General features: G+C 51.8%; 13 protein-coding genes. 3 read left to right on the top strand and 10 right to left on the bottom strand.

Going from position 1 to position 22,596, the window contains the following annotated elements; all coding sequences use genetic code 11:
- Positions 1-157 precede the first annotated feature (157 nt).
- The 4 genes from C9I92_RS21090 to C9I92_RS21105 all read right to left on the bottom strand — a co-directional run bounded on the left by C9I92_RS21090 (position 158) and on the right by C9I92_RS21105 (position 5,912).
- Positions 158-1,429, bottom strand: a complete 1,272-nt coding sequence (locus C9I92_RS21090; RefSeq protein ID WP_047887404.1) for a sigma-54-dependent transcriptional regulator — start codon at positions 1,427-1,429, stop codon at positions 158-160.
- On the bottom strand, positions 1,416-3,779 hold the full coding sequence (locus C9I92_RS21095) for an ATP-binding protein (protein WP_047887403.1): 2,364 nt from the start codon (positions 3,777-3,779) through the stop codon (positions 1,416-1,418). The genes C9I92_RS21090 and C9I92_RS21095 overlap by 14 nt, the downstream gene beginning before the upstream one ends.
- The gene (locus C9I92_RS21100; RefSeq protein WP_047887402.1) at positions 3,766-5,043 is read right to left on the bottom strand and encodes an ABC transporter substrate-binding protein; all 1,278 of its coding nucleotides are present in this window, start codon (positions 5,041-5,043) and stop codon (positions 3,766-3,768) included. The genes C9I92_RS21095 and C9I92_RS21100 overlap by 14 nt, the downstream gene beginning before the upstream one ends.
- Positions 5,044-5,411: 368 nt before the next feature.
- The gene (locus tag C9I92_RS21105) at positions 5,412-5,912 is read right to left on the bottom strand and encodes a YfbU family protein (protein ID WP_047887401.1); all 501 of its coding nucleotides are present in this window, start codon (positions 5,910-5,912) and stop codon (positions 5,412-5,414) included.
- 275 nt (positions 5,913-6,187) lie between these two features.
- Here C9I92_RS21105 and C9I92_RS21110 point away from each other — a divergent pair, with 275 nt between their 5' ends.
- Complete coding sequence (locus C9I92_RS21110; RefSeq protein ID WP_047887400.1) at positions 6,188-6,832, top strand: energy-coupling factor ABC transporter permease; 645 nt, start codon at positions 6,188-6,190, stop codon at positions 6,830-6,832.
- Positions 6,833-7,016: 184 nt separating this feature from the next.
- Here C9I92_RS21110 and C9I92_RS21115 read toward each other — a convergent pair whose 3' ends face one another.
- Positions 7,017-8,771 (bottom strand): formate--tetrahydrofolate ligase, encoded by a 1,755-nt coding sequence (locus C9I92_RS21115; protein ID WP_047887399.1) that lies wholly within the window; start codon positions 8,769-8,771, stop codon positions 7,017-7,019.
- A 266-nt stretch (positions 8,772-9,037) separates the two neighbouring features.
- Complete coding sequence (focA, locus tag C9I92_RS21125; RefSeq protein ID WP_047887397.1) at positions 9,038-10,522, bottom strand: formate transporter FocA; 1,485 nt, start codon at positions 10,520-10,522, stop codon at positions 9,038-9,040.
- Between the two features lie 207 nt (positions 10,523-10,729).
- On the opposite strand from focA, the gene C9I92_RS21130 reads away from it, so the two are divergent.
- On the top strand, positions 10,730-11,635 hold the full coding sequence (locus tag C9I92_RS21130) for a LysR substrate-binding domain-containing protein (protein WP_047887396.1): 906 nt from the start codon (positions 10,730-10,732) through the stop codon (positions 11,633-11,635).
- Positions 11,636-13,228: 1,593 nt separating this feature from the next.
- Here the strand turns inward: C9I92_RS21130 and pflA are convergent.
- A complete protein-coding gene (gene pflA, locus C9I92_RS21135) occupies positions 13,229-13,972 on the bottom strand; it encodes a pyruvate formate lyase 1-activating protein (RefSeq protein ID WP_047887395.1) in 744 nt (247 codons plus the stop codon).
- A 428-nt stretch (positions 13,973-14,400) separates the two neighbouring features.
- Here pflA and C9I92_RS21140 point away from each other — a divergent pair, with 428 nt between their 5' ends.
- Complete coding sequence (locus C9I92_RS21140) at positions 14,401-16,020, top strand: methyl-accepting chemotaxis protein (protein WP_047887394.1); 1,620 nt, start codon at positions 14,401-14,403, stop codon at positions 16,018-16,020.
- A 111-nt stretch (positions 16,021-16,131) separates the two neighbouring features.
- Here C9I92_RS21140 and pflB read toward each other — a convergent pair whose 3' ends face one another.
- From pflB to ycaO, 3 genes are all read right to left on the bottom strand, one after another.
- Positions 16,132-18,408, bottom strand: coding sequence for a formate C-acetyltransferase (gene pflB, locus C9I92_RS21145; protein WP_047887393.1), 2,277 nt, complete (start codon positions 18,406-18,408; stop codon positions 16,132-16,134).
- Positions 18,409-18,621: 213 nt separating this feature from the next.
- Positions 18,622-20,136, bottom strand: a complete 1,515-nt coding sequence (locus tag C9I92_RS21150) for a DUF3360 family protein (RefSeq protein ID WP_047887392.1) — start codon at positions 20,134-20,136, stop codon at positions 18,622-18,624.
- A 508-nt stretch (positions 20,137-20,644) separates the two neighbouring features.
- Positions 20,645-22,405, bottom strand: a complete 1,761-nt coding sequence (ycaO, locus tag C9I92_RS21155; protein WP_047887391.1) for a 30S ribosomal protein S12 methylthiotransferase accessory factor YcaO — start codon at positions 22,403-22,405, stop codon at positions 20,645-20,647.
- Between the last annotated feature and the right edge of the window lie 191 nt (positions 22,406-22,596).

Here is a 22,596-nt window from a genome sequence, read left to right on the forward strand (position 1 = left end):
TTACCCAATACTGTTACTTACCCAACACTGTTACGCCTATTCATCCGCTAAGTCTGTGGGCGGCTGAAGTAGCAAAAAGCCTAGGAAAGCTTTCCTAGGCTTTTGGGTCAGAACAGCCACGGGTGGGTGATGACGTGGCAACACAAACTGGTTGGGATCAGCCTCTGGCCTTGTACTCGGCTTTATCCAGATTGTGTTTTTTCATTCGTAAGTACAGCTTTTTGCGTGGAATCTGCAGATAGTTGGACACATCGTTGATCCGTCCTGCAAACAGGTACAGCGCATCTTCAATCACCTGTTTTTCGTAATTGTCGACCAGATCGTCCAGTGGGCTGCTCATGTGCTCGATCGGTTTGGTGCGATCCTGCCCCGCCAGTTTCACGATACCGATAGCGTATAGCTCTGCCACGTTTTTCAGCTCCAGCACGTTGCCGTTCCACTCATGCCGGTTCAGGGTATTGATATACGCCTTGTCGAGCGTTGGCATCGGTTTGTGCAGTTTCTGGCAGCTGAGCTTGAGGAAATGCTTAAACAGCGGCGCAATATCACACACCCGCTGACGCATTGGCGGCATCTGGAAGCGTACCTGGCTTAGGAAGTAAAACAGCTCCGGCAGCAGGTTGTCATGCTCGACCAGGCTTTCCGGATTCGGTCCGGTGACGGCCAGTACCCGGACTTCTTTTTTGTTCAGACGCTCCTGCTCCAGCAGGAAGCGGCACAGCCATTGCTGTGTTTCCTGCGGCATAGCCTGCGGTTCACTCAGGCTGAGGCTGCCGCCGCGGGCGGAAATCATTGCACGCTGCAGATCTGCGGTACAGGTTATCGCCGAGCCCTGCACCGTAACATACGGGCCGTCACACACCATACTGTGGCGGTGCAGCAGGCGGGTCACGGTATGGCGACCGGTGCCGTTTTCGCCTTCGACCAGAACGTCCCGGCTGGTGAGGGCGATCTGTGCCACTTTCTCCCGCAGCTTGATCATCAGCGGGCTGTCACCCAGCAGTTCAGCGCTGGTGGTCTGGGCCATCGCCCGGCGTTGCTCAATTTTGGACTTGCGCAGTGGCAGGTGTTTATCGAGCAAGGCGAGCAGCTCGGCTGGTTGCAGCGGTTTTTGCAGAAAGTCGATGGCTCCGCGTTTGAGGGCATCGACAGCCATTGGAATATCCCCATGACCGGTGATCATGATCACCGGCAGCTCAGGATCCAGTGCTTTGACTTTCTCCATCAGCTCCATCCCACTCATACCGGGCATGTACATATCGGTCACCACGACACCCGGCCAGTCCTTATTCAGCAAAGGCGTGACTTGTGTCGGGTCGGTAATGGCTTTCACGGTGTAGCCGGACATTTCCAGCAGTTGCTGGTACGACTCAAGTACATCCTGATCATCATCAATGATTAAGATTTCGGTTTCGTTATTCATTGTCATAATGTTTTAACTCCAACACGACCATGGCCCCGCCGGACAGGTTAGACGCGAGAAAAATATCCCCGTCCAGGCGGTGCATGATGGATCGGCAGATACTCAGGCCAAGGCCCAGTCCCACCTCTTTTGTAGTAGTAAATGGAATAAAGAGCTTTTCTATAATTTCAGCGGAGAATCCCTGTCCGCTGTCGGTAACGGCCAGCCGACACCGGCCGTTTTCAATGCCAAGCGGCAAAATGTCAATCTGGCGTTGTTCACAACCGGCCACGGCATCGCAGCTGTTGACCAGCAAGTTGACCAGCACCTGCTCGAACTGAACTTGATCGGCCAGTCCGGCCAGTGGAGTGCTGATCCGGTTGATAATTGTGGTTTGCTGCTGACGGGTCCGGCTGTCCACAATCATCATGGCCTGCGCGATCGAGTCCTGAACATTGACCGGTTTGAGCGGGCTGTCGGCCGGCTGTTTCTTAGAGAAACTTTTCAGGCTCGAGATCATCTGTCCCATGCGGGAGGTCAGGTTATCTATCTTGTCGAGGCTTTGCGGTAGTTTGTCCAACCGCTCTTTTTCCAGCGCCAGCTTGGCGGTAAACAGATGGGTGGAAATAGCCGACAACGGTTGATTCAACTCATGGGCGAGGGAGGTCATGGTCTGGCCGACCACCGCCATTTTCGCTGCCTGGATCAGTTCATTCTGGGTGGACCGCAGATCGGCTTCGACCCGTTTCCGGTCTTCCACCTCGGCTTTCAGCTGGCGGTTACGGCTGGTCAGTGAGCGGGTTTTTTCCCGCACCATTTTTTCCAGCCAGCGGGCGGCATTTTCCTGCTCGGTAATGTCGGTCATGGTGATAATGACCTTGTCCGTTGGTCCCTGTTCAAACAGGCGGAAATCAAGCCGCAGGTACAGGGCGCTGCCTTCGTCATGCGGGTGTTTGATGGTCAGGTTGCAGCCACGGTTATTCAGCAGCGGGCTGTTGTCGGCGAACAGCGACTGCAGCCGGAACTGCATGGTCGGGCTGAACAACTCCCACAGGAATTTATTCTGGGGCTCGCTCACTTCGTCAAACAGGCTGAGCGCGCTGGAGTTGACGGACTCAATGGTGCCGCTCAGGTCGCAGGTAATGATACTGGCCTGAGTGTTGTTGATGAGGTTCAGGGCATTGCTTTGCTGCATTTCCTGCATCTGACGGCAGAACTGGCGCAGATTATCGCCCAGCAGGCCGATTTCGTCATTGCCGCTGACCTGAATCTGGGCATTGTGCTGGTTGCTGGCAACGGCATAGAGATCCTGCGACAACAGGTTGAGGCGTTTCACGATGCCTTGGCCGACCAGATAAACCGATACCATCACCGACAAAAACAGCGTGATGAACATCATTCCGAACAGGATGAAATTACTGATGGTGATGGATTGCCGGGTTTTCTCATTCAGCTGGTTCAGCAGGGCATCTTCGGTTTCCACCATGGTCAGGATCAGGGCTTCCAGATCGCTCAGCTGATGCTGAATTTTGGCTTGGTAGCGGGTGATCTGGCGTGACAGGTCTGTATCCCGGATTAGCTGGGCCTCCAGAATTCCGCCCGGTTGCACCAGCGAAATCATCTCCTGCAGGAGCTGCCGGTATGAGGCTGTCGACGCGTAGTGGCTGAGCTGCTGGCTCATCTTGCTGACTTCCTCGGTTTTATAACCGATGAAGTAGAACGCATTGTTGATGTCGCGATCCTGACGCTGGCGGATGATCTCCTGCACCAACTGGTGAAGCTCATTCTCTTTGACGGTAATGGCCTGGATCAGGGAGAACTCCGTCATCACATCGTTCAGCGCGCTGCTGCTGATCGCGTTCGGCAGCATCCGGGTAAGCTGCCACTCCACTTCCTGACGGATCGGGGTCAGCTCATCAATCAGATCCTGATGCAGCCACTTGATGTTGTTTTCGGTTTGCGCCAGCACCAACTGGTGGGTGTTGCGCTCGTACAGCAGATCCGCATAAAACTGGATATCTTGTTGCAGCGCCTGATAAGCATGGCGGATATCTGAATGCATATCCAACCCGGCGGTCTGCGTGATCGCCCCGTTGATCCGGCCGAGTTTATCAATGATGTTCTGCTTTAAATCGGCATGCAGGACGGTGTCGGTGTTATTGCCAAGCTGGTTCAGGGCCGCCTGCAGACCCGCGGTATTGCGCTCCAGCTGATAACTGGCACGCAGGGTCGGCAGGTTTTTCTCCACCATGGCCTGAATCTGGTCGTCAAAGCTCTCCCAGTTAACAATTGCAATCAGGCTGACGGCGATTGTCAGAAATGCCATAAACCAGATGGATACAATCAGGCGGTTTCCTATGGTGTTACGCTTTTTCATCGTGCACCTGCCTGTGTTCTTTCGAGGCGATTAACTGTTCGCAGATGGCTATCGCCTGATCCAGCTGGCTGGTCATCAGCTGGCGCCACTGGTTGATATGGTGGAGGGTGCTGATGTCCTGACGGTTCAGGCTGAGGGCCTCCAGCAAAATCGGGTCTTCGGCCTGACTTTCGGTGATCGGCGGGGTTGAAGCTAGTTTGACGGCCAGATTGAGCTGGCGGGTTTCCGCCATGGTCAGTAGCGGCAGCGAGCGGACTTCATGAATCAGCTGCCAGGCTTGATTAAGACGCAACAGTTGCTGATTGACGATTTGCTCAAACAGCAGCTTGATCAAAATGGTTCGCTGCTGCATTTGCGTCAGGTTAATAGGGGTAATATCCAGCGGCTGGCTCAGAGTCTGGTTCAGGGCGTATTTGTTCAGGGTGTCCTGAGCCAGTTTTTTCTGGACTTCTTCTGACAGCAGAAACCTGATCAGCGCCACGCTGTGCAGCGCCTGATTGGTATTGCGGACTGCCGCAACATAGCCGGGCAGCAGCGGGCTGTGCGGTTGGTAGGTAAAGCCAATATACGGAAAATGCTTCTGGCGGGAGAAGGCGTGACTGTCGATGGTCAGGCCGATCCCGGCCAGCCCGCGGGTAATGCTGTCACTGACCCCGTAACTGCGGGCCGAAACGGCGGCCAGGTTACCGCCTATCTGCAGTATGATCTGCCAGCCGCGCTTCCAGCCGTAGCGCTGGAGCAGGTTTTCGACCATAACATGCGTGGTGCCGGAGCGGGCCGGGCTGCTCATCACCAGATGACGGAAATACTCCGGAGCGGTGAGATCTTCCCAGCGTTCCGGGCGGGTCAGGTGGTGTTTATCGAGATAATCCTGATTCCACATCAACCCGAGCCCGGAATAACCGAAAATCACCACATTGTTGATGGTGTGCTGCATAAACCGTTGTTGCTGGGAGGTCGAATCAAAGTTCAGGGTTTCCAGCGGCAGCAAGCGCTGTTGCTCTTCCAGCGTGGAGAACAGAGACAGCGATGAAGACAGGACAACGTCGATGTCGTGATTGTCCTGATTTAATAGGTGCAGGCCGGAGGTTTCCCGGCGGTGCAGGACACTGAAACTGACATCGGGGTAATACTGCTGAAAAGCGTCGAGAACCGGCTGCAGTGACTCACGGGTAAAGGTCGTGAGAATGATCAGCTGGTTGGTCGGTTGTGCCCAACTCGATGCCGAGAGAAAGACAAAGACAAACAGCAGTAATCTCATCATAAAACGGGCAGCCGCTCCGGGAGGTGGCAGACAGACGAATATCCCTGTTTTCATCGTGTATCGGCGCAGCGCGTGGCTGGTTGTCAACGCTTATTGCAGGGATTGGGGTATATATACTCGTTAACGGGCGTTAAGAATAGCGGAATTGAATTTGATTGTTTCGAATTATTAAAGGTTTAGCGGTTTTTTTGTTGGTTATGTCTCACCCTGGGTCAAAAACAACTCAAAAGAGAAAAAATTATTGTTTGTGATCACAGTTTAAGGCTTGGAGCGTGGAGGTCGCGTGAGGCACAGGGATCAATAGCGGGCAAATGGCAGACAGCCGGGACAAGCCCGGCTGCGGAGAGAGCAAACGTGAGCGAGGTGGCTCAGGCGTTCTGAATCTGCTGGATTTCTGTTACTGACAGGTGGTACTGACGCGGGCAGTTACGCCAGGTTTGCAGCATACGCTGGTATTTTGCCAGCATGGGTACCTGACTGTTGAACATGTGCAGGGCTTTATCAAACTGTGGATACAGGCCTTCTTCTTCGGTTAGGAAGCGGACATAGTGCACCAGTTGTGCTTCGGTGGCGGCATCGAAACCCAGGAACTGCAGACGACGTTCGTCGACCTGGCCCTGATTTTCACCTGCCAGCATTTTGTAGGATTCCTGCATCGCGTGGTACATCTCCATGAAGTCGATGACCTGGCGGCAATCCTGCTCTGACAGTTCACCGAAGTCTTTGTCCAGCTCCCGCATCTGCAGGCCATAGCCACGTTCAACAATGGTTTGCAGGCGGCGGTACTTGGCGGCATGTGTCGGATCTAACTGCGACATCAGGAAGTACTGGTTAGATAGGATCAGGCGTTGTGCGTTTGTCATTTCCATAATGAAAGCCTTTATTGTGTCTTTGAGCTGTCATTGAGATTAGCAGGTTGGCAGTAAAAAAAATTGATCTGGTTTCGCTACAACTGTGAAAAATTGCGAAAATCGGTTAACGAGATGACATCTGCCCCTCGGGTAGGAACAACAGGGAAGGCTGAGTGGCATTTCCTTCAATAAAATCATGGCATATGGCTGGCGTCGGATGGTTTTTTTTGTCTTGCGGCACGCCAGGCCGGTGCCAGTCTGGAATCAGGAAAACACAGAAGGATGTGGTGACAATGACGGGGTTACAATGGGTAGGACTGGCGGGCTGGCTGGGGTTTCTGGCGGCTTTTTTTCCGCGGGAATTCTGGCCGAAGTTTAAACAGGAAAAAGATTACCAGCACTGGGTGCTTGCCAGTGTGGTGGTGTTGTTTCTGCTCTGGAGTCTGAGAGCCGGGCTGACGGACGGCCTGAAAGTACATTTTCTGGCGCTGACTATCCTGACCCTGTGCCATGGTTGGCGAATTGCCTGTCTGATAGGTGTGGCTCCTTTGCTGTTACTGGCCGGGTTCGGGTTGCTGCCACTGGCGGACATCGGGTTGTACGGCCTGACCGGAGTGACTTTGCCGGTGCTGGTCAGTTATGGTCTGTTTGCCCTGACTTACCGGTATCTGGCCCATCATCTGTTTGTCTATATCTTTGTCGGCGCGTTCATCAATGCGGCTCTGACTATGATTGCCCATATGGTGCTGACCAGTGGCTGGATTGCCCTCAGCAGTATCTTCAGCTGGTCATACATAGTGGAGAATTATCTGGTTCTGATGCCGTTGCTGTTGTTCCCTGAAGCCCTGATTAACGGGATGGCAATTACACTGCTGGTGGTTTACCGGCCGGAATGGGTGCGAACTTTCCATGACAGTGATTACCTGGATCGCCGCTGACTGAGCGTGCGTCGCCAGCGCAGCTACGGTCAATGGAAAGTACTCTACAAGTCTCACACCAGTGTTTGCGGGTGTGAGACTTGATCCTGGATAGAGGTTAAGGGAATGCGGCTAGGAATACCGCGTTTTTACCTCTGCCTCTATCACTATCTATGGCAGTCGCACTGCAGGCGAGTGAGACGGTTCAGCTCAGGCCGATGATATGGCCGTTTTCATCAATATCCAGTGCCATGTAGGCAGGCTTTTCCGGCAGCCCCGGCATGGTCATGACATTCCCGCACAAGGCATACACGAAGCCAGCTCCGGCGCACAGTTTCAGCTCTCGCACCGGGAGGACAAAATGACTGGGCGCACCTTTCAGGCTTGGATCGTGACTGATCGACAGCGGCGTTTTTGCCATGCACACCGCCAGGTTATCGTGCCCCTGAGCCTTAAAGGCGGCGAGCTGGTTTTGCGCCAGTGGCGACAGCTCAATGCCGCTGGCACCGTAACCGACTTCTGCCACAGCCATGAGCTTCTCTTCCAGCGGCTGGCCGAGGTGGTACAACGGGCGAAATTGCGCTGGATGCGCACATGCCCGAATCACGGCATCCGCCAGTTCAGCGGCACCGTCACCGCCTTTGCCAAAGGCTTCGCTCACTGCAACCTCGACATGGGTTGAAAACGAAGTGTTTGCGACCATGGCTTTGAGCTGCTCCAGTTCGGAGTCGGTATCCTGCGGGAAGCGGTTAATTGCCACAACTACCGGCACGCCGTACTTGGCGGCGTTATTGATGTGCCATTGCAGGTTGGCAAAACCGGCGGTTAACGCATTTTCATCCGGTGCGAAAATGGCGTCCGGCAGTGCTTGCCCCGGGCGCAGATCGTACAGGCCAGAGTTAGCTTTCAGGCCGCGCAATGTGGCAACCACGACCGCACAATCGGGACCACGACCGGCTTGCTGTGCTTTGATATTGCAGGCTTTCTCAAACCCCATATCAGAGCCGAAGCCCCCTTCAGTAACGGTAAACTCGGTCAGCTTGAGAGCAATGCGGTCGGCCAGAATGGAGGAGTTGCCGTGGGCAATGTTGGCAAATGGCCCGGCATGGATCAGCGTCGGGACACCTTCAAGAGTCTGCATCAGGGTCGGCTCAATGGCTTCGCATAATGTCACCGCCATGGCACCGGCCACCTGCAGATCATCCGCGGTGATGGGCTGACCGTCAATGTCATATGCCAACACGATCCGGCCAATACGCTGGCGCATGTCCGCCAGATCGCGGGACAGAGCCAGAATGGCCATCAGCTCAGAAGCGGCTGAAATATCAAAGCCGTCTTCGCGCTCAATGCCGTTAATGGTTTTTCCCGGTTCATTCTTGCCCACAGTGACCATGCGCAGGGCGCGATCGTTATGATCCATGACCCGCTTCCAGACTATGCGCTGGACGTCGATGCGCAGGGCGCGCAGGCTGGTTTTCTCGGTAAACCCGTCATAGCCATGACGGCTTTCATGGTACAGGCGGGCATCCAGCGCCGCCGCGGCCAGATTGTGCGCGGCGGTAACTGCGTGAATATCACCGGTCAGGTGCAGATTGAGTTTTTCCATCGGGGCAACTTGGCTGTAACCGCCCCCGGCGGCTCCGCCTTTGACTCCAAACACCGGCCCCATGGATGGCTGACGAATACAGGCCATCACTTTTTTGTGCCGTTTGGCCAGTCCTTGCGCCAGTCCGATGGTGGTGACAGTTTTGCCTTCTCCCAGCGGCGTGGGGGTGATTGCGGTGACCAGAACCAATTTCCCTTCCGGCTGATTTGCCAGTCGGTTGAGTACGGAGGGCTTCACCTTGGCTTTCAGGGTGCCTTGTGGAGTTAAGTCTTCCGGATGCAGTCCGGCACGTCGGGCCACATCATCGATAGGGGAAAGTGGGGTTTCGCGGCAGATCTCAATATCATTTTTCATGGTCAGCCATCACCTCGCTGGAAGTTGGGAATGTTGTCGATTCTATCATTTATAGAAAGGCAATCGTTTGCGTGCGGGTTATACCACAATAATATCATGCCTATGTATCTTTTTTACGGTGTAAGTGCGGTGATTTTGATGTGCGGCAAATTTCAGTACCTTGCCAAAACCAGGGCGACGGGGGAGGTTGGAAGGGAAATGGCAGCAAAGGCGACAAACAAAAAACAGGCCAGCTGAGAGCTGGCCTGTGAGTAAGAGATTGATACTCAGGCAGTTTCGACTTGTGCGGAGACTTCTTCGGAAGCGTCACTGTGATCCGTCACTGCACGAAGCTGACCGTATACCGGACGCAGCGCCTGGACAATTTCCTTACGGGTGATCAGGCCAACCAGCTGGTCGTCCTCTACAACCGGGTAGATATGCGGACGGCTGACATTCATGGTCCGTGCCCGCTCATTGAGTGACAGGCTGGTCAGTTGGGTCGCAATACCGCTGCTGGAAACCGGGTACAGGATATTTTTGTCGATACTCATGTATTCCGCGATTTCCAGAATGGAGTTGTCCGGGCTGACGGTCTGGATTTCATGGCGCATCAGATCCTGCACTTTGCTTTCCTGATCCGGCATGTAGTCATTGCACCACAGGTCAACCAGCGCATCATGCAGGGAGAAGAACCCCACCAGACGTTCGTCGCTGGTTAATACCGGTGCACCGGACAGGTCTTCACGCAGCAGTAAATCCAGCGCGGTAGCCACCGGCATTCCTGGTGCCAGAGTGAGAGGGGCAGGGTGCATGTGGTCTTTGACCAGTAAGTTATCGTTGAGCATATCAGAGTCCATTTGTAAGTTGTTGTGGGCTGAAAAATCCGGACGAATCAGAGTGGCGGAAGCCAGCGCCGGTTGCGGAGAGTGGTAAATCGCCCAGTAGCTGAGCCCGACCAGTACTCCTCCGCCGACGATATTCCCCAAGGTGACCGGGATAAGATTGGCAAAGATAAAGTTGTAAACAGTGAGATCGGCGTAGTGCTCGGGAGCAACGCCCAGGTTGGTCCAGAACGAAGCCGGTGCCAGCTGCTGAATGGTGATCCCAAGCGGAACCATGAACATATTGGCGACGCTGTGCTCAAACCCGGTGCTGACGAACATGGCTACCGGCAGAACCAGCATGGCCATTTTGGTCATCATGTTGTTGGAGCAGAATGTCATCCAGACTGCCAGGCATACCAGCAGGTTACATAGTACCCCCAGTGCGAATGCCTCCGCTGGCTGATGGTGCAACTTGTGCTGAGCGATATTCAGGGCATTGAGTCCCCATTGGCCGCCGTCGAGCTGATACAGGCTACCCATGGTGACCAGCAGCAGTAACAACATGGCACCGATGAAGTTGCCGAAGTACACCTTCCCCCAGGTACTCAGCATTTTGTGGGTGCTGATGTGACGGTTGGCGCGGGCGATAGAAGAAAGCACGGTACTGGTAAACAGCTCGCCGCCGCAGATAACCACCAGAATCAGGCCGAGGCTGAATGCCAGTCCGCCGAACAGACGGTTGATGCCCCAGTTAATTGCCTGGTTTCCGGTCGTGACCGTGATGTAAAACACGAAAGCCAATCCGATGAAGACACCAGCGGTTACCGCCAGAGCAACGGTGGTGTGCGTCGGCTTGGATGCTTTGCCGACGGCATAAGCCTCCGCTTGCTTCATCATCTCTTTCGGATTGAAGTTGGTGTTGTTGGATGAGGATGCTATTGCCATATTGCACCTCCTCCGTGGCGTCGTGGACGCACAGTGACTGCGTGATGCAGAGTTGATAACGTCACATTTCCTCCTGGTTGTGAATGTAGACTGCAGGCAGGATAGGTCGCGCGTAATACTTGAGTAAAATTGATAATTTCTTTAACCCTTATCACTAATGTTGATATTCTAGAGGGTGTATACAGGCAGATTTGCGAAGAGGATGGAATGCGCTACTCACTGAAACAGCTGGCCGTATTTGAAGAGGTGGCCAATACCCGCAGCGTCAGCAAAGCCGCGGAAAACCTGGCTCTGACTCAGTCCGCTGCCAGTATGGCGTTGTCACAGCTGGAAAAATTGCTTGGACGGCCATTGTTTGAACGGCAGGGGAAACAGATGGCGCTGACTTACTGGGGCGCCTGGCTGCGCCCACGAGCCAAACAACTGCTGTTTGATGCCCAGCAAATCGAGCTGGGGTTTTATGACCAGCACATTGTCAGTGGCGAGATCCATGTGGCGGCCAGCCAGACCGCGGCCGAGCACCTGCTACCTGATCTTATCAGTATGATAGATAAAGACTTTCCCGAATTGCGTATCCAGCTTAGCGTCAGCAATGCCCAGAAAGTTATTGATCGGGTCCGTAATTACGAGTGTGAGCTGGGTATTATTGAAGGGCGTTGTGATGACAGCCGGGTCGAGCAGGAAGTCTGGTGCCATGACCACCTGGTCATTATCGCTTCCAAATATCACCCCTACGCCAAACTGGAAACGGTCAGCCTGGCACAGCTGGAGCAGGCTAAATGGGTATTGCGCGAGCAAGGTGCAGGTACCCGAAAGAGCTTTGAAAGTGCGATTCACGGGGTGATTGATGATCTGGATGTGTGGCGGGAGTATGAGCAAATACCGGTGTTACGGACGCTGGTGATGAATGGCCCTTACCTTAGCTGCCTCCCATATTTGGATGTGGTGAAGCACATTGAGCGCGGTGAGCTGGTGGCACTGAAGGTACCGGAACTGAATATGCGCCGGACGTTATCTTTTATCTGGCGAGCGGATTCGATTGAAAACCCACTGCGGGAATGCATTCGGCGGGAAGCGATCCGGATGATGAAGGACCGTAAAATGGAGATGTAGGCCTGAAATGGCCATATTGGCTCAGCTTATATCATTAAAACTGATGTTAATTTTCAGGAAAACTTATACTCAATTACGAGCATATAAAGGGTTGTGTCGCTATTAATGGCAATTTCATTATGGATATTGCATTGAAAAAACATGTTTTTTCGTAATGTTTCCATCATGTACTGCTGATTCTGTTTAAAAACACTCTTCTGATGACAAAATGAAGGAAGTTTTCTTTATCAATTTAGCTGATTCATTTGTTAGATATATTAGATATGCATTTGAGTGATTAGTGTGCGGTTTAGTGGTTGTAAGGGGGCAATTTTGCGGCGCACTCTAAGTGGCTTTGCCACTCTTTGAAGCATTGCTTAGGTGTTAATGGTCGTTTGTCCTTTGGTATTTTTGCTCTTTCCACAGAAGTTGCCCTTGAGGACCAATTAAGTTTCCATCTTTGAGAAGACAACATTTAACAGCTGAGTTTCTTTGAATACCAGACCGATATTGAGTCTGAGCCAGCTTCCCATGTTCGATTTTCTCAACAATCGCTAGTTTGAAGGCGAGGGCGTTTGAGGTGGGTAATGATAGGTGGTTAGATTAGCTGTTATCATCAAGCCAATCTAACCAAGGGTGACCTTTCAGCTTTTTGTTTTATCATCAAGGCATTTAGGAATATGAATAACATCAGCTAAATGCTTCTTTTTAACTTTGGCTAAAATTTCACGTGACCTCTGCTTAATTTTCCTCTGCTTTTCCTTTGAATAGTCATTCACAGCTTTTGGTGCTTACCACATACAGTGCAGCGATAGAGTGCTTTATAAGAAAAGCGTTGAAAAAAATTACGTTTAATACGTACCCAATTATGATTAGCGCATTCCATGCTTCACCTCTCCTACAGACATCACTGAAATGTACCTGTAAGTATGAGAGGTTGCTCCCAAAAAATTCAGCTATTGAGATTCCGGTCAATAAATGGGAGGGTATATTTGATTGGCGTTATGAATAGTTTATTTTACTGTCTAAATAAGTGGGCTGGTAAATAAAAAATAAATACATTCAATAAGTTGCTAACAGATTCTGGGGGCTGGTGCTTTTATTGACCCATATTAAATATTGATTAAAATTTATGATTGTTGATATGGAAGTAGTTTAATAATGGGCGATTTTCGCTATGCCTGGTGTCTATCGCATCTTGCTGTGTGACATTGGTAGCTGCTAACACAAATAATCCGCATGTTCTTTCCACCAGAGAGTCTTAATCCCTTGCTCTGAGTAATTACAGCCATTCATTAGAGCCAAGTTTACTCTTCTACGGCTGACTTTAAACGTTCATCCATCTTTATTTTACCTCCCAAATAAAGCCATTTATCTAGTCACTTGCGACTCATCGACACGACTAAAAAGACGCCCTCTCTTTGTGAACGTTAATTGCTTGTTTTTACAGTGGCTTTAATCTTCTGTCTGGCCATGTGAACCTGTGTTCAGGACGGGACAGGAGAGAAAAAAGAGGGAGAGCATTAGCTCTCCCTCTGTTGTTTGAGATGACTTATTCAGCAACGTGGTGTTTGACTGGCTGAGGTTCACCACAATTCAAGGTCAGGCTTAGCCTTAGTACATGACCTTCGCGTTGGTGTAGCTGCTGATCACCGCTTTGACGTTTTCCATAACCTCTTTCGATGGCGGATTCACACCGGCCAGCGGGTATTCCAGCCCCATGGCTTCCCACTTGTGGGCACCCAGTTGGTGATACGGCAGCAGTTCCACTTTTTCAATGTTGTCCATATCCTGGATGAATTCACCCAGTAAGCGGGCAGAGCGTTCGTCGTCGGTAAAGCCCGGTACCACCACGTAACGGATCCAGGTTTTTTGCCCACGTTGTTGCAGGTAGCGGGCAAAGTCCAGTACGCGTTTGTTTGGTACGCCAACCAGATTCTGGTGGATGTCATCGTCCAGGTGTTTCAGATCCAGCATGACCAGATCTGTAGCATCCAGCACATCATCGATCACCTGTGAATGCTTGCGAATATAGCCGTTGGTATCCAGACAGGTATGAATTCCCTCTGCCTGAGCGGCGCGGAAAAAGTCGCGGATAAATTCTGGTTGCAGCATAGCTTCGCCGCCGGAGGCCGTCACGCCGCCACCTGAGGCATTCATGAAGTGACGGTAAGAACGGGCTTCTGTCATCAGCTCGTCAACGGTGATTTCCTTGCCTTCATGTAAGTCCCATGTATCCCGGTTATGGCAATACTGGCATCGCATCAGGCAGCCTTGCATGAAAACGATGAAACGGATACCTGGTCCATCAACGGTTCCGCAGGATTCGAAAGAGTGAATTCGGCCTTTAACTGGCATAGTGAAGCTTCTCCGCAAGGGATGTGTTTACGTGTCATTTTATTACAAAAAGACACGCTTAAATAGCAATAAACGCATAAAAACTGTAAGGATAATTCATTTTCATTCCCTTCTTAAAGTCTACACCCAGCCTGGCTTTCCGGCCTGCGGAAAAACCGCGTCAGCTCTCATGTTCACGTATTCGAAATGTAATCAAAAAGCTCGAGATGATCCCGTTTATAAACAAAATATTCACATCTGAGGTGCGAATTGCGGCGTTAATCGCATCAAACTGATTGCATAAAGATTATCCTTTAAATAACAACATCTTTCATGGGGTTTCATCCCCCTTGATGGCCGGATATGAGACGCTGCCGGGCAACGCGCTGGTGCAATCTGGATGATAAATGTAAGTGAGTTGTAACCGTGGAGTGGGAACAAGGAGAGATATGATCAACTTTAGCAACCTGTCGGTCAGAAATAAGCTGGTGGCGCTAATTGTCTGCGCCATTATTTTGCAAGTCAGTGTCAGTCTGTATGACATGATTGAGCAGAAAAAAGCGGCGTATTTTGAACGTAAAGCCTCGCTCAAAAGCCAGGTGGAACTGGCCGTTGACATGATTAATTATTATGCCGCGCAGCAGGGAACTCTGGGAGAACAGCTGGCCCAGCAGCAGGCAATTGCGATGATCAATGCCGTGCGCTATGACAGCAGCAACTATTTCTGGATCATGCAGCCTGATCTGACAATCGTAAACCACCCGTTGAAGCCGGAGCTGAACGGAACCTCTGCCCGTCAGCTGACCGATGCGGCGGGAAAGTATCACTGGCAGGAGATGGTCACGGCCAGCCAGCATGGCGGTGACGGGTATCTGGAATACAGCTGGCGATCGCCAGCCGGGCAGATCGAACCTAAAGTATCTTACGTAGCGCGTTACCCGACCTGGAACTGGATCATCGGAACCGGTGTGCACGTCAAAGATATCGAAGATGATTTCATGGCCTCGGCTGTCAAATCCGGCGGTCTGGCACTGCTGGCAACGCTGGTGCTGATGAGCTTCGGGTACGTCATCAGCAACAATATCTCCAGACCGCTCGCTGGGTTGGTGAAAAAATTTGATGCCCTGGCTGAGGGTGATTTGCGGGTGCATTTCAACGACGATCGCCGTGACGAAATCGGGATGTTGTCGCAGCGCATGGACACGGCGGTCGGGACGATTCGCCAGGCACTGAAGGCCGCGAATACCTCAGCGATGCAGTCTTCTCAGATGGCGAGCACCATTGCCTCGGCTACTGAGCAAAGTGCGCAAAGTATTCAGTCGCAGCATGTTCAGCTGGAGCAACTGGCAACAGCAATGAATGAGATGACTGCGACCGTAGCTGAAGTGGCCAGCCATGCTGAAAAAACGGCCAGTATGACTGACAGGATTGCGGAAAAAGCGACGCTCAGCAACGCGCAGCTTGAAGAAAACACCAGCCATATCCGCCAGGTCGCCGATCAGATCACAGAGGCCAGTCAGCGGGTTGATGCTCTTAAGCAGGGCGTCGGCCAAATACGCGACATGGCCGATGTGATTCGCGGCATTTCTGAGCAAACCAATTTGCTGGCACTGAATGCCGCAATCGAAGCGGCACGTGCTGGCGAACAGGGCCGGGGATTTGCTGTCGTTGCTGATGAAGTGCGAACACTGGCACAACGTACCCAGCGCTCAACGGAAGAAATTCAGGTGACGGTCGATGCGTTAACCCGCGGGGCCTTTGAAACCGCAGAGGCGATGAAAGCCAGCCATGAAAGCAGCCATCAAAGTGTTGAGAATGCGCTGGAAACCCAGCGGCAGTTACAGGTGATGGTGGAAGAACTGTATCAGTCGAATGAGCAGGTGGCACAAATTGCCGCCGCCGCAGAACAGCAGGAAATCGTGTCTGAAGATATTAACCGTAATGTCAGCAGTATTCATCTGTCGGCCAACGAAGTGAATGCAGCGGCGCAGCATCTGGCCAAAGAGAGTCAGAGTTTGGCGGAAACGTCGGATGATTTGGCGCACCAGTTACAGCACTTCAAGGTGTAATTCGGCGATCTCAACAGCAAAAAAGCGTTCACCAAAAAAAACAATAAAAAAGCCGGTTATAAACCGGCTTTTTCGTTTTCACCGGAGCCTGAATGCAGGCTCCGACCAGTCTTACAGAGACTGAGTGAATGTACGTGCGATAACGTCTTGTTGCTGTTCAGCCGTCAGAGAGTTAAAGCGTACAGCGTAACCCGATACACGGATAGTCAGCTGTGGGTACTTCTCTGGGTGCTTAACGGCATCTTCCAGGGTTTCACGGTTCAGTACGTTAACGTTCAGGTGCTGACCGCCTTCGATACCAGACTCGTGGTGGAAGTAACCATCCATCAGACCCGCCAGGTTTGCTTTCTGAGTATCAACATCTTTACCCAGTGCGTTTGGCACGATAGAGAAGGTGTATGAGATACCGTCTTTCGCATCAGAGAATGGCAGTTTACCAACTGAAGTCAGAGAGGCTACTGCACCTTTCTCATCACGGCCGTGCATTGGGTTTGCACCTGGAGCAAATGGCGCGCCTGCACGACGACCGTCTGGCGTGTTACCTGTTTTCTTACCGTATACCACGTTTGAAGTGATAGTCAGGATTGACTGAGTTGGCTCAGCATTGCGGTAAGTGTTCAGCTTACGGATCTTGTTCATGAAGGTTTCAACAAGTTCGCAAGCGATGTCATCAACGCGTGCATCGTTGTTACCGAATTTCGGATAGTCGCCTTCGATTTCGAAGTCAATAGCGATACCGTCTTCGTCACGAACTGGTTTCACTTTCGCGTACTTGATCGCAGACAGGGAGTCAGCAGCTACAGACAGACCTGCGATACCACATGCCATAGTACGTTTCACGTCACGATCGTGCAGCGCCATCAGAGCCGCTTCGTAGCTGTACTTGTCGTGCATGAAGTGGATAGCATTCAGGGCAGTCACGTACTGCTTCGCCAGCCAGTCCATGAAGTGATCCATGCTGTTCCAAACAGTGTCGAAGTCCAGCACTTCATCAGTGATCTTCGGCATCTGAGGACCAACCTGCATCTTCAGCTTCTCATCCACACCGCCGTTGATGCTGTACAGCATGGTTTTCGCCAGGTTCGCACGGGCACCGAAGAACTGCATTTGCTTACCAACAATCATTGGCGATACACAACATGCGATTGCGTAGTCGTCAGACTCGAAGTCTGGGCGCATCAGGTCGTCGTTTTCGTACTGGATTGAAGACGTATCGATAGATACCTTCGCACAGAAACGCTTGAAGCCGTCAGGCAGCTGCTCAGACCACAGTACAGTGATGTTTGGCTCCGGAGATGGACCCATAGTGTACAGGCTGTTCAGGAAGCGGAAGTTAGTACGAGTTACCAGAGTACGGCCGTCAAGACCCATACCGCCCATAGATTCTGTTGCCCAGATTGGGTCACCAGAGAACAGTTCATCGTACTCAGGAGTACGCAGGAAGCGAACCATACGCAGCTTCATCACGAAGTGGTCGATCATTTCCTGAGCTTGTTCTTCATTGATCTTACCGGCTTCGATATCACGTTGGATGTACACGTCTAGGAACGTAGAAGTACGACCCAGTGACATTGCTGCACCGTTCTGAGATTTAACCGCAGCCAAGTAACCGAAGTAAGTCCACTGGATAGCTTCTTGAGCCGTTTCTGCTGGGCGAGAAATATCACAACCGTATTTCGCAGCCATGGTTTTCATCTGGCCTAGCGCGCGGTGTTGTTCTGCAATTTCTTCACGCAGTTGCATGGTCATTTGCAGATCTTCGCCGTTTTCGAATTTTTCCTGCAGAGACGTGAACTGAGCCAGTTTGTCTTTCATCAGGAAGTCGATACCGTACAGTGCAACACGACGGTAGTCACCGATGATACGACCACGGCCGTAAGCATCTGGCAAACCAGTCAGAACACCAGACTTACGACAAGCCAGAATTTCTGGTGTGTAGATGTCGAATACGCCGGCGTTGTGCGTTTTGCGGTATTCAGTAAAGATTTTCTTCACCATCGGATCCAGTTCGCGATCATACGCTTTGCACGAACCTTCAACCATGCGGATACCACCGTTAGGAATGATGGCACGCTTCAGCGGCGCATCAGTCTGCAGACCAACGATAGTTTCCAGATCTTTGTTGATGTAACCCGCGTCGTGAGCAGTGATGGTAGAGATAACAGAAGTATCGAAATCAACAGGTGCGTGAGTAGAGTTTTCCTGTTTGATGCCTTCCATTACTTTAGCCCAAAGCGATTTAGTCGCTTCAGTACCTTCAGAAACCAGGAAAGACTCATCGCCTTCATATGGCGTGTAGTTCTTCTGAATGAAGTCACGTACGTTTACTTCGTTCTGCCAATCACCCGCAGTGAAACCTTCCCAAGCTTTAGCAAATTGCTCTGCCATGACATACCTACCTTTTTAGTAGAAAAAACACGTACTGAGTCGGCTGTTGAGCCCGCCTGCCCGTATGGGGCAACAGTACACTTTGAACAATAATACGGATAACCAATGCATCGTGCTGAAACGGTTGTGTCGGTTATTCGTATTGGTGCTCTTACTTCCCGTTAATGTGAGTGGGTTCTGAGAGGGGCAGTGCAGGCACTGCCCCTGTCTCAATTATAGTAACGCCGGAATACCGTATTGGCCTTCAAGCATGCCGACTGCCAGCATGGCAACCAGACAGATAATCAGTGCGCCTGCCGGAATGACGACTTTATCGATCATAGACAGTTTTGTGGCACGTTCTTTGTTCCCAATCAAACCGTTGTTATCTAGTAGCATGGTCAGGGCCCAGGCCAGAACCGGGTTAGTCACCATCGCTGCAAAGACACAGATACCAGCTGCTTGTGAATCTTTCGTGTCTTTCACCATCTGCACACCTGCTTCCAGCAGTGGCAGGAATACCCCTACCAGCAGCGCGATACGCATTACTGGTGGCCACACGGCAACGTCCATCGGGAAGCCCAGAATCGCTACGATGATACAGAAGCTGCCTAGCAGGATAGCACCCGCCGGGATTGGACGCTTCGCGATACCTGCCGGAATAATGTAAGTACCCCAGGAAGACGTAATGTTACAGCCACCTACAGCAGTACCGACCATCTGACGCAGTGAACAGGTTGTCATGGTGTCGTCCACGTCCATCAGTACGCGGTCAGTGCCTTTCGGGTAGTTCAGTTCCTGGAAGATACGGTGACCCAGGAAGTCCGGAGACCACATAGCAACCGCCAGAATCGCGAATGGCAGAGAGGCGATGAAGTGCTGCAGATTCGGCAGACCCAGCATCCAGCCATGTTCAGTGCTGCCCCACCAGTAAACCGGGTTCAGGTTAGGCAGGCCGGTTTCTGTTTCAAACACCAGGTCGAAGCCCGCGCCCAGAGCCAGTGAGACAAACAGACCGGTTACCGCACATGCCGGAATCGCCAGCCAGCGTTTGTTCACTTTCGCCAGGTAGGCGTACAGAATAACGTTGACCGCCAGCACCACCAGGCCAATGTAGCCCAGGCTGCCTTTTGCGACATCGGCACTTTCCAGCCCCACGGCCCATGACTGAATGTCGCTGATTTGGCTCATGGCACCGGTAAAACCAAGGAATATCAATAAGCCGCCGGCCACCCCTTCACTGGTTAGGTTAACCAGTTTGGAGCCCCCTTTAAAATAGCTCAGCAGCAAACCAAATACACCGATCAGAATGGCCAGCGCCAGAGGGTGGGCACCCGCCAGAGCAATTGTACCGATCAGTGGAATCATTGGACCGTGGTTACCGGCCAGGTTAGCGCGAGGGTTGAAGAATCCGGAAGCAAGAATACAGAACAGCAGGGCGGGGATTAACATTTCGACCCGGGCAACTTCAATGGCGAACGTCTTACCGAGTTCAACATGTTCCCAGGCCGCGCTCAGGCCATCAGCCCAAGACATGGCGACAGACGAGTACATCGCGATAATCGCAATAGTGCCCGCCAGGGCCGGAACCAAATCTTCCAGCTCAAAGCGAAAATCACGACCCGGCAGGTTTAATCCCCAACGGCGAGGTTTCATGATTTTCAGCTCATGATCAAGATAGTCGGAGCGACTAGCGAAGTCAGAAGCAGGGCGGTGGAGCTCCTGGTAACTTCTTTCTTGTGATGACATAAGTGCCTCGTTCTACATTAAAAAATAATTCTTATAATGCTGGTGAATTGTGTTTGCATGACTGCATCGGGATTGTCCCACGCAAGCTGCCATTAAGTGTAATTAACTTTCACCAATTTTGGAGGCAGTGTACCGCTTGCGTCGTTCGGTAAAATTGATCTTGATCAGGCTCACTCAAAAATTGAAAGAAAATAACCAAAAAAAATTGAGTGGTGAGTCGAAATATTGCCGGATATGAAAGAATGTTTATAAAAAAATTGGCCGTGTGAATTAGCTCGCAAAACTAAAAAGCAACAATAACCACTTGATTTCAGTGGTTAATTTTGAGTGAAATACGACATATTTGTGCTACAAATGTGAACGTGGGTGACCGAACGGGCAAGGGGGAAGTCTGTTCATAAAATTCAACTTTAGTTGAGCGGTGAGCAAAAATCAGGCTGAAAAAAAAGTACAAAAATGCCAGCCTGAAGGCTGGCATTGTCGTTAATTCAGCGGCGAAAATAGCGGCTTATTTTTGTGCGTGTGCTTTTTTGGCAGCCTGCAGCTTGTGGTAAGACGCCAGAAGCTTCTGGTGAGCCGGGAACTGCGTCATGCTCAGATCGCCGGCAGTCAGGCCGTGGAAACGAACGGTACCCTCAATGGAGCCCCATGCTGCAGCAACGGTTTCTTCACCAAACATACGTTCGAAGGCCGGCTTGAACTGGGCCGGATCGCGTTCTTCGTCCAGGGCCAGTTTCAGGCTGGCAACCAGGCAGCGGAAGAAGCGGGCGCGTTCTGCGCTGTAGGTAGACACGTTGTAGTCCACACACCAGTTCGCATGCTCCAGCGCCAGCTCCAGATCGCCGCCAGCCAGTGCCAGCAGACACTTCAGCTCACCGATTCGCAGGGTCTGCCATGCATTGCCAGCTTGTGGGACCAAGCCAACAATCTCATACAGACGGTTAAAGTCATCGAAACCTTCTTCTTCCAGAATGTGGAACATTTCGGCGTACTGTTCGGCTTCCCATTCTACTTTTGGCAGGGCCAGCAGGGTTTCGCGCAGCTCCATTGCTACGTTGTTGTTGGCTTCGATCAGCTCTTCAACCGGATAGATCTCAGACCAGCCCGGTACGATGATGCGACAGCAGTCAACGCCCAGATGATCATAGTCGGCGATGTAGGCATCAGTGCCTTCTTCGTGCAGCAGCGCCAGCAGGTGGTTGAACTCTTCTTCTGAGGTGCCGCTGAAGTTCCAGTCTACGAACTCGTAATCGGCATCCGCTTTGAACAGATCCCAGGAGATCAGGCCTGAAGAATCAATGAAGTGGGTTTCCAGGTTGTGGTGATCGCTCACTTCCTCGTTGTCGAATGACGGCTCAGGGAACACGTCCAGATCTTTCAGCCCACGACCCTGCAGCAGCTCGGTCACAGTACGCTCGAAAGCAACTTCAAAGCGCGGGTGAGCACCGAAAGAGGCAAAACAGGTGCTGTTGGTCGGGTTCAGCAGTACCACGCAAATCACTGGGTACTTACCGCCCAGAGAGGCGTCGTAGCAGTAGATAGGGAAACCTTCGGCTTCAAGGGTGTCGATAGATGCCTTGATACCCGGGAAACGCTCTACCACGTGTGACGGGATTTCCGGCAGGCTGATGCGCTCAGCGATGATACGGTTTTTGATCGCACGCTCGAACACTTCAGACAGACCCTGAGTGCGGGCTTCGGTTCTGGTGTTACCGGCAGACATCCCGTTCGAGACGTACAGGTTACCGATGATGTTCATCGGGATGTACACCGTTTCTTTGTCACTCTGGCGCTCAAACGGCAGGCAGCAAATGCCGCGTTTCATGTTGCTCGACTGCAGATCGATCAGATCGGTACCCAGCAGCTCCAGCGTCGGATCGTAGAACTGGGTCAGACGCTCGTCCAGAATGCCTTCCGGCGGCAGGTTTTCTTCCAGATCAACCGGGAACCACTTCTCATTCGGATAATGAACAAACTCGCTGTTGGCGATCGCTTCATCCAGGTAGTAGTCAGCGTAAAAGTAGTTCGTTGACAGACGTTCAAAGTACTCGCCCAGTGCTGAAGCCAGTGCAGCCTTCTTGGTGGCACCTTTACCGTTGGTGAAGTTCATTGGGGCATCCACATCGCGGATGTGAACAGACCACACGTTTGGTACCGGATTCAGCCAAGAAGCTTCTTCAATATTGAAGCCTAGGTCTTTGAGTTTGTTCTGAAAACGCTCGATAGATTCTTCAAGCGCGGCGTCTTTACCCGGAATAAATGTTTTCATTATCGATCTCGTCGAGGATGTTGAGTGGCGCGAAGTATAACCAATTTCAGCGCGGAAAACTAAATGTGATCACTATCAATGATCCCGGCCTCGGTGTGGCAGAAGTTGTTCAGTCTTTGAGCTGTGTCCCACTGTGTCCGGATAAGCAGTGAAAGCTATCACAGATTGCTGGCTATCCCTGTAGCAGAATA

It is taken from the genome of Photobacterium ganghwense (genome assembly GCF_003025595.1).
Classification (GTDB): Bacteria; Pseudomonadota; Gammaproteobacteria; order Enterobacterales; family Vibrionaceae; genus Photobacterium; species Photobacterium ganghwense.